General features: G+C 58.3%; 11 protein-coding genes and 5 tRNA genes. 5 read left to right on the top strand and 11 right to left on the bottom strand.

The window, feature by feature from the left end; all coding sequences use genetic code 11:
- Window positions 1–102: 102 nt before the first annotated feature.
- The 8 genes from clpX to H8L67_RS04310 form a co-directional block, all read right to left on the bottom strand.
- Complete coding sequence (gene clpX, locus H8L67_RS04345; RefSeq protein ID WP_220380526.1) at window positions 103–1,398, bottom strand: ATP-dependent Clp protease ATP-binding subunit ClpX; 1,296 nt, start codon at window positions 1,396–1,398, stop codon at window positions 103–105.
- Between the two features lie 112 nt (window positions 1,399–1,510).
- Window positions 1,511–2,137 carry an ATP-dependent Clp endopeptidase proteolytic subunit ClpP gene (gene clpP, locus H8L67_RS04340; protein WP_220380525.1) on the bottom strand — a complete coding sequence of 209 codons (627 nt, stop codon included), beginning with the start codon at window positions 2,135–2,137 and terminating at the stop codon, window positions 1,511–1,513.
- Between the two features lie 30 nt (window positions 2,138–2,167).
- On the bottom strand, window positions 2,168–3,466 hold the full coding sequence (gene tig / locus H8L67_RS04335; RefSeq protein WP_220380524.1) for a trigger factor: 1,299 nt from the start codon (window positions 3,464–3,466) through the stop codon (window positions 2,168–2,170).
- Between the two features lie 235 nt (window positions 3,467–3,701).
- A tRNA-Leu gene (locus H8L67_RS04330) sits at window positions 3,702–3,786 on the bottom strand.
- Window positions 3,787–3,845: 59 nt separating this feature from the next.
- A tRNA-Lys gene (locus H8L67_RS04325) sits at window positions 3,846–3,921 on the bottom strand.
- A 54-nt stretch (window positions 3,922–3,975) separates the two neighbouring features.
- Window positions 3,976–4,052 (bottom strand) — tRNA-His (locus H8L67_RS04320).
- A 23-nt stretch (window positions 4,053–4,075) separates the two neighbouring features.
- Window positions 4,076–4,152, bottom strand: a tRNA-Arg gene (locus H8L67_RS04315).
- Window positions 4,153–4,171: 19 nt separating this feature from the next.
- A tRNA-Pro gene (locus tag H8L67_RS04310) sits at window positions 4,172–4,248 on the bottom strand.
- Between the two features lie 176 nt (window positions 4,249–4,424).
- On the opposite strand from H8L67_RS04310, the gene H8L67_RS04305 reads away from it, so the two are divergent.
- Window positions 4,425–5,180 (top strand): Bax inhibitor-1/YccA family protein, encoded by a 756-nt coding sequence (locus tag H8L67_RS04305; RefSeq protein ID WP_220380735.1) that lies wholly within the window; start codon window positions 4,425–4,427, stop codon window positions 5,178–5,180.
- 24 nt (window positions 5,181–5,204) lie between these two features.
- On the opposite strand, the gene H8L67_RS04300 is transcribed toward H8L67_RS04305, so the two are convergent.
- From H8L67_RS04300 to grxC, 3 genes are all read right to left on the bottom strand, one after another.
- Entirely contained in the window at window positions 5,205–6,533 is a 1,329-nt protein-coding gene (locus H8L67_RS04300; RefSeq protein WP_220380523.1) for a Na+/H+ antiporter NhaC family protein, read from the bottom strand.
- Between the two features lie 120 nt (window positions 6,534–6,653).
- On the bottom strand, window positions 6,654–7,661 hold the full coding sequence (locus tag H8L67_RS04295; protein WP_220380522.1) for an isocitrate dehydrogenase: 1,008 nt from the start codon (window positions 7,659–7,661) through the stop codon (window positions 6,654–6,656).
- Between the two features lie 94 nt (window positions 7,662–7,755).
- On the bottom strand, window positions 7,756–8,019 hold the full coding sequence (gene grxC, locus H8L67_RS04290; RefSeq protein ID WP_220380521.1) for a glutaredoxin 3: 264 nt from the start codon (window positions 8,017–8,019) through the stop codon (window positions 7,756–7,758).
- A gap of 241 nt (window positions 8,020–8,260) precedes the next feature.
- Between grxC and H8L67_RS04285 the strand changes: the two genes are divergently transcribed.
- From H8L67_RS04285 to ppk1, 4 genes are all read left to right on the top strand, one after another.
- Window positions 8,261–9,754, top strand: a complete 1,494-nt coding sequence (locus H8L67_RS04285; RefSeq protein WP_220380520.1) for a M48 family metalloprotease — start codon at window positions 8,261–8,263, stop codon at window positions 9,752–9,754.
- A gap of 91 nt (window positions 9,755–9,845) precedes the next feature.
- Complete coding sequence (phoB, locus tag H8L67_RS04280) at window positions 9,846–10,547, top strand: phosphate regulon transcriptional regulator PhoB (protein WP_220380519.1); 702 nt, start codon at window positions 9,846–9,848, stop codon at window positions 10,545–10,547.
- A 3-nt stretch (window positions 10,548–10,550) separates the two neighbouring features.
- Window positions 10,551–11,873 (top strand): phosphate regulon sensor histidine kinase PhoR, encoded by a 1,323-nt coding sequence (gene phoR, locus H8L67_RS04275; RefSeq protein ID WP_220380518.1) that lies wholly within the window; start codon window positions 10,551–10,553, stop codon window positions 11,871–11,873.
- Window positions 11,813–13,957: a polyphosphate kinase 1 gene (ppk1, locus tag H8L67_RS04270; RefSeq protein WP_220380517.1), complete on the top strand. Its 2,145-nt coding sequence runs from the start codon at window positions 11,813–11,815 to the stop codon at window positions 13,955–13,957. The genes phoR and ppk1 overlap by 61 nt, the downstream gene beginning before the upstream one ends.
- Window positions 13,958–13,990: the final 33 nt, after the last annotated feature.

Here is a 13,990-nt window from a genome sequence, read left to right as displayed (position 1 = left end):
TCCAAACGAGATGGGGGCACGTGCCTGCAATGCAAGCCTAACGCGATTGAAGTGAATCGGTCCCCGCCGAAATGTAAATGGGCGCCAATGGCGCCCATTTGCTTACTCACCACTGGCGAGTTTCTGCGGTGGCGCAGCCGCCGCGGCCGGATCGTAGATCAGGTAAGGCGGTGTGCGGTTTTCGATGACCGACTCATCAACGACTACTTTGCTGACGCCTTCGAGTGACGGCAAGTCGTACATGGTGTCGAGCAGAACCGATTCGACGATGGTGCGCAGACCGCGGGCACCCGTCTTGCGCTTGAGGGCCTTGCGCGCGATGGCGGTCAAGGCTTCGGGACGAAACTCGAGATCAACGCCTTCCATTTCGAACAAGCGGCGGAACTGTTTGGTGATGGCGTTTTTCGGCTCCGACAGAATCATGACGAGTGCGGCCTCATCCAATTCTTCGAGGGTTGCCACCACCGGCAGACGACCGACGAACTCGGGAATCAAACCGAACTTGATCAGATCTTCGGGCTCGACGTCGGCGAGGACTTTGCCCGTTTCAAGCTTGCGTTCGCTGCTCTTCACCTTGGCCGAGAAACCGATCCCGCCGGCGTCGGTGGTGCGCTGCGAAATCACTTTGTCGAGACCGGCGAAGGCGCCACCCACAATGAAAAGAATGTTGCGCGTATCGACTTGGAGGAATTCCTGTTGCGGATGTTTCCGGCCACCTTGCGGCGGAATCGAAGCCACCGTCCCTTCAATCAGTTTCAATAGCGCTTGCTGCACGCCCTCGCCCGACACGTCGCGGGTGATGGACGGGTTTTCACTCTTGCGGGAAATCTTGTCGATTTCGTCGATATAGACGATACCCTGCTGGGCTTTGTCCACGTCGTAATCGCATTTCTGCAAAAGCTTTTGGATGATGTTTTCGACGTCTTCGCCGACATACCCGGCTTCGGTCAAGGTGGTGGCATCCGCCATCGTGAACGGCACGTTGAGCGTGCGCGCCAACGTCTCGGCCAACAAGGTTTTGCCTGAGCCGGTCGGGCCCACCAACAAGATGTTCGACTTAGACAGTTCGATATCGTCGGATTTCTGACGGCTTTCAATGCGCTTGTAGTGGTTGTACACCGCTACGGCGAGCGTCTTTTTCGCACGTGCCTGCCCGATGACGTACTGATTCAGTACCTCAAGGATCTCGTGCGGTTTCGGCAAGGAACTGCGCGTGGCGTCCGATTTCGGATCCAATTCTTCACGGATGATGTCGTTGCACAACTCGACGCATTCGTCGCAAATGTGAACAGCAGGACCCGCAATCAAGCGGCGCACTTCGTGTTGGCTCTTTCCGCAGAAGGAGCAGAACAGGACTTTGGACGTGTCGGAAGTTCTGCCCGAACGGTCTTCGCTCATTTTTTTCCCAGTAAATCCAGTTGCATTTGGAGAATAGCACAGCCTCCCCGGATGCCAAGCACCCGGGAAAAGCCCGTCACTTCAATGCCCGAGAGGGGCTGCAGGCGGCGTATCAGGCCGCCTGGATGGTGTCGTCGAGTCGACGTTCGATGACTTGGTCGACCAGGCCGTAATCACGGGCGGCCTCGGCGCTCTTGAAGTTGTCGCGCTCGGTATCCCGGGCGATGGTTTCAAGCGACTGGCCGGTGTGTTTGGCCAAGATCTCGTTCAGACGCTGGCGCAAGGTCAGGATTTCGCGGGCATGGATGTCGATGTCCGTGGCCTGGCCTTGGAAGCCACCGAGCGGCTGGTGAATCATGACGCGGGCGTTGGGCAATGCGTAGCGCTTGCCGGCGGCGCCGGATGCGAGCAGCAGCGCCCCCATCGAAGCCGCTTGGCCCACACAAATGGTGGACACATCCGGCTTGATGAACTGCATGGTGTCGTAGATCGCCATGCCGGCCGTGACCACACCGCCGGGCGAGTTGATGTACAGGCTGATGTCCTTCTCGGGGTTTTCCGCTTCGAGGAACAACAGCTGGGCGACGATCACATTGGCCATGTAATCGTCGATCGGACCGACCAGGAAAATGACGCGTTCTTTCAGCAGGCGCGAATAGATGTCGTACGCGCGTTCGCCGCGGCTCGATTGCTCGACCACCATCGGCACGAGGTTCAAATTCTTGGTTTCGATGCTCATCCGGTTTCCCTGTTTTGGCTTTCGCCCGGATTATTCCGGACGAATCGCTTCTTGGAAGCTTAGCTGCGCGTCGTTGTGCTTGGCTTGCTCGGCGATCCAATCGATCACCTGCTCTTCCATCACGCGATTTTGCAGACCCTGCATAAGTTGGGGGTCGTTGCGGTACAAATCAATGACCTCTTGCGGTTGCTCGTAGGTCGATGCGATCAGGCGCATGGTTTCCATCAAGCGATTCGGGTCGAGACGCAGATTGTTTTGACGCGCGAATTCGCCGACCAACAGGCCAACCAACACGCGCTTGCGGGCTGCTTCGGCGTACGGGCCCGGCAGGGCTTCCATTTTTTGGCCCATTTGCGCCGCTTGCGCAGCGTCGGCATTGGCCATGGCTTGCGCTTCTTCCTGGATCATTTGCGGCGGCAATTCGGTTTCAGCGTAGGCCTTGATCAGCGCCTCACCCACTTCGCTGCGCAAACGGTGCATCAACGCACCCTTCAGTTCGCGTTCGAGATTGGCACGGATATCCGCGCGGAATTGCTCGGCGTCGCCGCTCTTCACGCCAAAGCTGCGGATGAAGGCTTGGTCCACTTCCGGCAAGGTGGCTTCGGCCACTTGCGTCACCTTGATGTTGGTCTTGGCGGTCTTGCCGGCGATGTCTTGGTTGCCCCAGTCTTGCGGGAAGGTCACGTCGAGCGTTTTTTCGTCCCCTTTGGCCATGCCGTCCAAGGCATTCTCGATATCCACCAACATGCTCTTCGAGCCGAGGACCGTCGCCGAGACATCGGCGCCTTGCGGCGGCATACGCTTGCCGTCGAGTTCGCCCCACATTTCGACGTCGACCAAATCGCCTTCTTTGGCGGCGCGTTCGACCGGCGACCAGCTGCGACGTTGAGCGCGCAGGTTCTCAATCATGTTGTCGATATCGGCGTCTTGCACTTCTGCCGTATAGCGCGTGACTTCGAGTACGGAGGCGTCCAATTTGCCGAAATCAGGCACCAATTCGAAATCGGCGACGTAAGCGAGTTCACCTTCGCTTGCGACGTTTTGATCGGGGGTGATGCGCGGATTGCCGGCGATACGCAGCTCTTGGCCTTCGACGGCCTTGCCGAAACCTTCGCGCAGCATTTCGTCGAGCAATTCGCCGCGGACCTGTGCGCCGAAGCGTTTGTCGATGACGCTGGTGGGCACTTTGCCCGGGCGGAAACCATTGATACGGGCATCACGTGCGATTTCGCGCAAACGCGAACCCACCTTGTTGTTGAAGTCGGCGGACGGCACACGGAAGGTGACGCGACGGCCCAGATTACCGGTGGATTCAATCGAAACTTGCATGGAAACTCCTGCCACCACGGGAATACCGTGGGCTGATGAACGAATTGGGGGCGCACGGTAGCGTGCTACGCGCGGCTAGCCGGTTATTTTGGCCGATTTTCGGGGTGGGTGCTAGTGGAAGGGCGAGGCTTGCCGTTGGTGGGGCGGGCTCTGGGTGGACAAAGCTCGTAATTGAGGTTCCTCGCTCGCGACGGCTCGTTCATCTTCATAGCCGTGCAAAGACTTTCGTGCGTCGTGGTGCGAAAGGGGGGACTCGAACCCCCACGCCTTGCGGCACTGGTACCTAAAACCAGGGCGTCTACCAATTCCGCCACTTTCGCAATGTGCAAATTGTACTGAATCAAACAAAAAACCCCGCTTTTCAGCGGGGCTTTTGAATTGGTGGGCTGTGAAGGATTCGAACCTTCGACCTATTGATTAAGAGTCAACTGCTCTACCAACTGAGCTAACAGCCCGAACTACACATTCTACAACGCGCCATTTCCATTGTGAATAGGCGATTGAATCAATGGGGTGGCTGAGGGGACTCGAACCCCCGACCACTGGAATCACAATCCAGAACTCTAACCAACTGAGCTACAGCCACCATTGAAACCGACACCACACAACTGGCGCGCCCGGCAGGAATCGAACCTGCAACCACCGGCTTAGAAGGCCGGTGCTCTATCCGGTTGAGCTACGGGCGCAATCGGATCGAACCAGAGTTGGTCGGGGTAGAGGGATTCGAACCCCCGACATCCTGCTCCCAAAGCAGGCGCGCTACCAGACTGCGCTATACCCCGACGTGAGCATTCCGTCGCACCCGCCCGCCAAGGCAAGCCTTTGGCACGTTGTGTTTTGCGAAGACGGGCATTTTGGCCGTAGCCCCGCCTGATGTCAATGCGAACGCTGAAACAAACTTGCGTTATGCTCAAGTGACGCCATATAAAAGGCGTATTCATACGGAGCAGAAAACATGATTCGCAGCGGAAACCCCGCCCTCAAGGAGTCCACCTTTCTAGACCTCGGCACCGGCAGCGTCGTCCGTGGCGCCGCAGATGCCATGACCCTGAACGGCACGGTCAACAAGACCGCCATTTTGCTGATCTTGTCCTGCATTTCGGCCGCCTTCGCTTGGTCGCAAATGATTGACGCTTCCGGCAACCTCAATCCGGGCGGCTCGATGTACATGCTGGGCGGCGCCATCGGCGGCTTTGTCCTTGCCATGGTGACCGTCTTCAAGAAGGAATGGTCGCCGATCACCGCCCCGCTCTATGCGCTGGTGGAAGGCTTGTTCCTCGGTGCCGTTTCGGCCGTCTTTGAAGCCAAATATCAAGGCATCGTCTTGCAAGCCGTGATGGCCACCATGGGCACCATGGGCGGTTTGTTGCTGGCTTATCGTTCGGGCCTGATCAAAGCCACCGAGAACTTCAAGCTCGGCGTCTTCGCCGCGACCGCGGGTATCGCCCTGCTCTACCTCGTCTCGATGGTCATGGGATTCTTCGGCAAATCCATTCCGATGATCCATGACAGCGGCATGATCGGCATCGGCTTCAGCGTCTTCGTGGTCATCATCGCCGCGTTGAATCTTGTGCTGGATTTCGACTTCATTGAAAACGGCGTCGAACGCGGCGCACCGAAATACATGGAGTGGTACGGCGCATTTGGCCTGATGGTCACCCTGGTGTGGCTCTATATCGAGTTCCTGCGTTTGCTCGGCAAACTGCGCAACTGATCTGACGAAAAACGCGGGCGGAACTCAGACGGCGGGTGTCGTCGGTTCCGCCCGTTTTTTATGGCGCGGCCACAGCATGAAAACGCAGGTGACGGCCATGAGTGCCCAGCAATAGTGCGCTTTTCCGATCAACGCCAAAGGCGACAGCGCGGCCAATGAGGCAGCCAACAGGATTTGCGCACCGTGTGGCAACACGCTCTGCACACAGCAAACAAACATATCCAACACACTGGCGGCGCGAGCCGGCTGCACGTCGTGGCGGTCCGCGATATCACGCGCGACGCCGCCGCTGACCAAAATGGCGACAGTGTTGTTGGCGGTGAATACATCCGTAATCGCGCCCAAGATTGCAATACTCCATTCGCCGGTTCGTCGGCCGTCACGATGACGGGACGCGCGCGCAATGGCCTGTGCCAACCATTCGAGGCCGCCGCCGGCCTTCATCAATGCGCCAAGACCGCCAACCAGCAACGCCAGCAGCAAAATTTCAAATACATCTTCGAATCCGGCATAAATATCGGCGGCGAATGCAACGACCCCATAGTCGTTTGACGAGAAGACAACGCCCGTGACCGCCGCGGTCATAAGGCCGATACTGAGAACGAGCAAAACGTCCAAACCCGCCAAGGCGAGCCCCAAGACAATCAAATACGGAATGACAAGGCCGATCGAAAACGATCCCGTATCCGTCACGGGCGTCGCGTCGCTGACGTAAGCAAGCATCGCCAGTGTGATCAGGCCTGCCGGCAAGGCCATTTTCAAATTCTCACGGAATTTTTCGCGGACACTACACCCCTGGGTGCGCGCCGCTGCGATCGCAGTGTCTGAAATCAGTGAAAGGTTGTCACCGAAGGTGGCGCCGCCCAACACGGCACCTACGACCAACGCCTTATCAAGACCTGAAGCTTCCGCAACAGCAAGCGCGATCGGCGTGATGGCGGCGATGGTGCCCATTGACGTTCCCACGGACAGAGAAAGAAAACCGGCCAGCAAAAACACACCCGGTAAGACGAGGATCGCCGGCAACGCACTGATACCCAATGACACCACCGCGTCAACAGCACCGATCTTGCGGGTGACCACCGCAAACGCCCCCGCCAACAAGAAAATCAAGCACATTTGCAGCAAGTCCGGATCGGCCATGCCCTTCAGAAAAGTGTTTTGCGAATCGATTCCGCGACGCGCGGCGATCCAAAGCGCCAAGGCGATGGCTGGCAGAATCGCGACCGGCGCCCGTAACTTGTAAAAGCCCATCGGGTCGCCGTGCGCCGTGAAAAACAAGCCGGCCCCGAAAAACAGCCCCAAAAACAGTAACAAGGGCGCAAGGGCGACAACACTGGCACGCGATTCCATCGCTTCATCCGCATAAAAGGATGGATATTGTGTCGATATCCTTTGGCAGATGCAATATGGCGCGCGAAAACGAAAAAGGCACCCGTGGGTGCCTTTTTTGAACCCGGATCAACGAACCGTTCAGAGTCGTCGTGCGATCGCCTCGGCAAAGCTCATCGTGGTGCCCGAGCCGCCCAAGTCCGGCGTCAAATTGTCCTTGGCTTCCAAGGTATCAACGATGGCTTTGCGCAGACGGTTTGCTTCGGCCGGCATCGCCAAATGGTCCAGCATTTGGCCGGCTGCCAGCAGCAAGGCACAGGGGTTGGCCACGCCTTTGCCCGCGATGTCCGGCGCCGAACCATGCACCGCCTCGAAAATGGCGGCGTCGTCGCCAATGTTTGCACCCGGCGCCAAGCCGAGACCGCCCACCAAGCCGGCGCACAAGTCCGAGATGATGTCGCCGAACAAGTTGGTGGTGACGATGATGTCGAATTGTTCGGGACGCATCACCAACTGCATGCAGGTGTTGTCCACGATCATTTCATTGGCTTCGATATCGGGATATTTCGCGGCGATCTCACGCGCGGTTTTCAAGAACAAGCCCGAGGTGGATTTCAGGATGTTTGCCTTGTGCACGATCGTGACTTTCTTGCGACCGGTCTTGCGCGCCAGTTCAAAGGCATAGCGCACCACGCGCTCCGCACCCTTGTGAGTGATGCGCGAAGTGGAGGTAGCGATTTCACCGTCTTCCGACACGGTCTGACCGTCGCCGATATACAGACCTTCGGTGTTTTCACGGATCGTGATCAGATCGACGCCGTCGGGGAAACGCGATTTGGTGTTCGGGAAGCTCTTGGCAGGGCGCACATTCGCGTAAAGATCGAACTTCTTGCGCAGGCTCACATTGATGGAGGTGAAGCCCTCGCCCACCGGCGTCGTCAACGGGCTCTTCAGTGCGATGCGATTCTTGGCGATGGAGTCCAAGGTCGCTTGGGGCAGCAGCTCGCCGTGCTTCTCTTGGGCCACCATTCCGGCATCGGCTTCTTCATAAGCCAAGCCGAGATTCATGGTGTCGAGAACGTGCAGCGTGGCGGCCATGATTTCAGGGCCAATGCCGTCGCCACGGATCACGGTGATCGTGTGGGTCATTTTCGGGTTCCAAGTGGGCGCGTAACGCGGAATGCATACGCCAGCGAAGGCACAATTATGCCAGACGACACCCTGTCATTGCCTGAAAAACCGCTTAGTCGGCGAGCAGCGACTCGAACTTGCCCTCACGGTGCAACGCCATCATGTCGTCATAGCCGCCGACATGGGTTTCACCCACAAAAATCTGCGGAACGCTGGTGCGCTTGGTGGCGGCGACCATTTTTTCGCGCTCAACCGGATCGGTATCAATGCGGATTTCGGTCCAGGCCAGGCCTTTCGACTTCAAGAAGTTCTTGGCCGCGACGCAGTACGGGCAAACCAATGTGCTGTAAATCTTGATTTCTTTTTGTTGCGACATCTGAAACCTCCGGTGAAGCGACTATTTTGCGCCGTTTCCGGTTGCATTGCACATGGGGGGTTTACGCACAATTCACGCGCTGGGCCGGGCTACGCGGCATGCTTAGCTAGCCATCAGACCACTCCATAAGGTACGTGTGTTGTTTCGATCCCGCGCTTTAGCTGCCTCCATTCTCGTGACGTTGTCGGCCGGACAGGTTCTCTCCGGCGGTTTGCACGCCCAAGAAAGCCGATTGCCAAACATGGGCTCATCGGCCGAGTCGCTGCTTTCTCCGACGCAGCAACAGGGCTACGGGGCGATGATGCTGATGCAGCTTCGCCACATGAATCTGACCTTGGAAGATCCGTTGTTGAACGAATGGATCCAATCGGTGGGTCACAAGTTGGTCGCCGCGAACAACCAGCCGGACGCATCATTCCATTACTTCTTGATGCGCGAGCGCGAAATCAACGCCTTCGCCACCTTGGGCGGCTACGTCGGGGTTAATTCCGGATTGATTTTGCTGGCTGAGAAAGAAGACGAACTGGCGGGGGTGCTGGCGCATGAAACCGCACACGTCACACAGGCGCATGTGCTGCGCGCCGTTGAACAAGCCAAACGCGACCAACTCCCAATTCTGCTCGCCATGCTGGGTGCGATCGCCGTGTCGCAGTCGGTTGGCGGAAGCTCCGCCGCCAACGGCACCATGGCTGCCGTGATGGGCGCCCAGGGACTGATGGTGCAGCGTCAAATCAACTACACCCGGGGACGTGAAGCCGAAGCGGATCGGGTTGGCATCCGCTTGTTGGCGCGTGCCGGTTATTCCGCTGATGCGATGGCGACATTTTTCGAGCGTATGCAAAACGCGCTTCGTGCAAATCGTGGCGGCGATCGCGAGGAGACGCCGGATTACCTGCTGACCCACCCGGTCACCCAGGTGCGTATTGCCGAAGCCAAAGAACGTGCGCGCGCCTATCACTCGAATGCGGGTTTCGCCGTCACCACCATCGGCAACAACCCGCTACTGCCGGGCAATATGCAAGTGACCTCGAGCACTCACACCGGCCAGGCCAGTAACTTCGAATTTGCCAAGGAACGCATTCGCGCACTCAGTGCGGATACCGCCGCCTTGGCCATCAAGGAATACAACGACTACGGCGCCGCAGGTGCGCTGCCTGATGCAAAACGGTATGGCATGGCAGTGGCGCAAATTCGCGCCGCGCGATATGCCGATGCGTTGGCATCGCTCGACAAGATTTCTACCGCGAACAGCCATCACGCTTGGGTGGAATTGGCGCGCGCCGAAGCGTTTGGCCTTTCCGGAAACGTGGCTGCCGCCGATGCGGCTTTCGAAGGCCTGGTCTCACGCATGCCCAACAGCCAACCGGTCGCCCTCACCTGTGCCCAAGTCCTGCTGCGCCGGAACTCAAAGGCCGCCGGCGCGCGCGCGCAAGCCGTCTTGCGAACCATCGCCACCAACGCCGCTGATGACCCGACGTTTCAGACCACGTACGCGCGCGCCAACGAAGTTGCCGGCGATTTGGTCCGTGCAGGCGAGGCCCACGCGGAGGCGGCCTACCTGACCGGCAACCCGGAAGCCGCACTCCTACAGCTCCATACGCTCAAGGCGCGCCCTGACTTGGATTACTACGCGCGGGCGCGCATCGACGCACGGATCGCCGCGATGACCCCCGTGGTGTTGGAATTGCGCCGCCAAGGCTTCAAGGACTGGGACGGACCGCAAAGGGATCGTTAACCGCGGTCGCATTTTTCCGTCCATGACACTGTCATGACACTGTCACTAAACTGTAGTCCCATGTGCACGTCTTTGGATATTTGGCGAAACCGTGCAGAAGCGAATACTGATAGTCGATGACGAACCTGCCATCCGCGACATGGTGGCCTTTGCCCTGCGAAAAGCCGAGTTCGAGCCGGTGGCCGCAGGCGACGCACGCGAGGCGCAAACGGCAATTGCAGATTTCGTTCCGGACCTGATCTTGTTGGATTGGATGTTGCCCGGCACCAGCGGGCTCGACCTAGCCCGCCGCTGGCGCAAGGACGCCCTCACCCGCGAAATTCCGATCATCATGCTGACCGCGCGCGGCGAAGAAAACGACCGCGTGTCCGGGCTTGAAGCCGGCGTCGACGACTATGTGGTCAAGCCGTTCTCCTCGCGGGAATTGCTTGCGCGGATCCGTGCGGTCATGCGCCGTACGCGCGAAGACGACGAAGAAGGCAACGTCGCCGTCGGCGCCATTCGCATTGACGGTGCAGGACACCGGGTATTCGCCACGGTGGACGGCGCACAAGTGCCGGTTTCGATTGGCCCGACCGAATATCGCTTGCTGCATTTCTTCATGACCCATCCCGAGCGCGTTTATACGCGGTCGCAATTGCTCGACCATGTTTGGGGTGGCAGTGTTTACGTCGAAGAACGCACCGTCGATGTTCACATCCGACGTTTGCGCAAGACCCTCGAGCCGCATGCATTGGACCAAATGGTGCAGACGGTCCGTGGTGCCGGATACCGTTTTTCGACGTCGACCTAAGGCATGTCACCTGAGATCCGATCCGCTTGGATGAAAACGCTACTTCCGCTGGCGTTTGCGATTGCGTGCGCGCTCTTGATCGGCATGCTCACCGGGCATATTTGGATGATGTTGGCGATTGCCGCACTCGGCGTTGTCGCATGGCACTACTGGCAGTTGCGCGCCATTCTTCATCACCTCAACGCACGGGCCATCACCCGTGCACCGGTGGGCGGTGGTGTTTGGAACGAGTTGCTGCGCTTGCTTGCGCGCCACCATCAGGAAGTGCGCTCCCGCAAAAAACGCTTGGTGTCCATGTTGCGCGCTTACGGCAAGGCCGGTGCCGCACTGCCTGATGCCGTCGTGATCATTTCGCGCAAGCGCAATGAGATCGAATGGTTCAACCAAGCGGCGACCGAGCTCCTGGGACTTGTCTATCCGCGTGACATCGGTTCGTCGCTGGAAGCGCACTTGCGTTATTTGAGCGTGCCCGACTGGCTCGACGTCAATCAAAATCCGGAGCCGTTGCTGGACGAAATTTCTCCGGTGAACTCCAGCGTCCACTTGGCGATGAAGATCATTCCTTACGCAGACGATGCGCGCATTCTGATCGCGCGCGACGTCAGCAAACTGATGCATCTCGAACAAATGCGCCAGGATTTCGTGGCCAATGTGTCGCATGAGCTGCGAACGCCTTTGACCGTGTTGCACGGCTATCTCGACATGCTTGACGGCGAGGATGACCCGGAGAGCGCGCGCATGTTTGCCGAGATGCGCCAGCAATCCCAGCGCATGAACCAATTGGTCGAAGATCTGCTGACACTTTCACGTCTCGAAGCCCAAGAGCATTCGGACGAGGACGTTGTTTCCATGCCTTTCATGCTCGCGGCGCTGCGGCGCGAAGCGGAAGCCTTGAGCCGCGGACGGCACAAGATACGCGTGGTGGACAATGCCGAAGTGGACCTATGGGGTTCGAACAAGGAATTGCACAGCGCATTTTCGAACCTCGTCAGTAACGCGGTGCGATATACCCCAGTCGGGGGCGAGATCGACATCGAGTTCAATCGCGATGGCGAAGGCGTGGCACTCAGTGTCATAGACAGCGGCTACGGTATTCCGGAAGCGCAGATTCCGCGCATCACCGAACGTTTCTACCGTGTATCGAACAGCCGATCACGGGAATCGGGCGGCACCGGTTTGGGCTTGTCCATCGTCAAACACGTTTTGAACCATCATGACGCCACATTGGAAATCGAAAGTGACGTCGGCAAAGGGAGCAGGTTTACATGTCATCTGAACGCAAATCGCGTGGTGCCGCGCCAAGTCCACACCATCTCACCGGTGTAGAGAATCGGGCCGTGACGGAATCCGACCCGCGCGCACTGCATGACAGCGGCTTGTATGCGAACCGCGAGCTGTCCCAGCTCGACTTTAACTTCCGCGTCTTGGATCAGGCTTACAACACCGACGTTCCGCTTCTGGAGCGCCTTCGATACATGTGCATTTCCTGCACGAATCTGGACGAGTTTTTCGAGATTCGCGCGGGCCGCGTGCGGCATGCGGAACAGTTGGATTTGGCCGCAGGTAGCGATGGTCGCGCCTATTCGACCCTGATCAAACAAATCCATGCGCGCGCCGCCGAGCTGGTTCACGATCAGTACGATTGCTTTTACAACGCGTTGAAGCCCGCCCTTTCTGACGCCGGCATCAATTTGCCGGAACAAAACCAGTGGACCGAGGCGCAGCGCGAATGGCTTCGCGCGTATTTTCGCGAACAGATCATGCCGGTGCTTTCACCGCTCGGCTTGGATCCTGCACACCCCTTCCCGAAGATTCTCAACAAGACCTTGAACGTCGTCGTGGTGCTTGAGGGCCGCGATGCGTTCGGGCGCGAAGGCCACTTGGCTGTGGTGCGCGCGCCGCGCTCACTGCCTCGCATCATCCGGATGCCGGACGCCGATGGCGATGGCGAGTCCTTCCACGATTTCGTTTTTCTGTCTTCGGTCCTGTCCGCCTTTGTTGACGAAATGTTTCCGGGGATGACGGTCAAGGGTGCCTATCAGTTCCGTGTGACGCGAAACTCGGAATTGATCATGGACGATGACGATGTCGACAATCTCGCCCACGCATTGCGAGACGAGTTGGTCGGACGCGGGTATCTGCGCGCCGTGCGGCTGGAACTTGAGGAAGGCTGTCCTGAAGATATCACCCGGATGCTGCTGCAAAATTTTGAGCTGACGGACAATGCGGTGTACCGCATCAATGGCCCCGTCAACTTGAATCGCGTCGGACAAGTGTATGACCTGGTCAACCGTCCGGAATTGAAGTTCCCGCCGATGCAGCCGCGGCAGATGGACACCACCAACATTTTCGAGACATTGCGAAAGGGCGATGTGCTGCTGCATCACCCGTTCGATTCGTTCAGCCCAGTGCCCGAGATGGTGCGTCAAGCCGCGATCGACCCTGATGTGTTGGCCATCAAGCAAACGCTTTATCGGACAGGCAAGGACTCGCCCATCGTTGATGCGTTGATCCATGCCGCACGCAACGGCAAGGACGTGACCGTGGTGGTCGAGCTGCTTGCGCGTTTCGATGAGGAGGCGAATCTGGGATTTGCCGACCGCTTGCAAGAGGCCGGCGTGCAAGTCGTCTACGGCGTGGTCGGTTACAAGACGCACGCAAAAATGATGCTGGTCGTGCGCCGCGAAAACGGCAAACTCAACCGCTATGTGCACTTGGGGACGGGTAACTATCATGCCGGGACAGCGCGCCTTTACACGGACATCGGGCTGATGACCTGCCATCCGGACATCGCCGAAGACGTGCACCAGATTTTCCAACAGATGTCAGGGCTCGCTTCGGAAGTCAAATTGCGCAAGTTGCTGCAATCGCCTTTCAGCCTGCACAGCGGTCTTTTGGAGCGTATCGAACGCGAGGCCGAAAACGCCAAGGCGGGCAAGCGAGGCCACGTCATTGCCAAAATGAATGCGTTGAACGAACCGAATGTGATTCGCGCGCTTTATCGCGCTTCTCAGGCCGGTGTGAAGATCGAACTGATCGTGCGCGGCGCTTGCACTTTGCGTCCGGGCATCAAAGGCGTATCGGAAAACATCACGGTGCGTTCGATCATCGGTCGCTTCCTGGAGCACCATCGGGTCTATTGGTTCGCCAATGATGATCAGCCGGAGATCTTTTGCTCCAGCGCCGACTGGCTGGAACGAAACCTTTTGCGGCGCGTGGAAACCTGCTTTCCGATCTTGGATCCGCAACTGGCCAAACGCGTTTTTGACGAGACACTGGCAAACTATCTTGCAGACAACACGCAAGCTTGGGAGCTGATGCCGGATGGCCACTATGTTCGCCGCACACCCGGACCGGGCGAAGTGCCGCACTCCGCGCAAGGCGCATTACTCGCCAAGTCGCAAAAATAAAACCACACGCGGAATGACATTTTGAGCACACCG

Origin of the sequence: Lysobacter soyae, assembly GCF_019551435.1 — a bacterium.
Classification (GTDB): domain Bacteria; phylum Pseudomonadota; class Gammaproteobacteria; order Xanthomonadales; family Xanthomonadaceae; genus Solilutibacter; species Solilutibacter soyae.
Note: the sequence above shows the minus strand (reverse complement) of the source record. Positions and strands in the feature narration are given on the sequence as shown.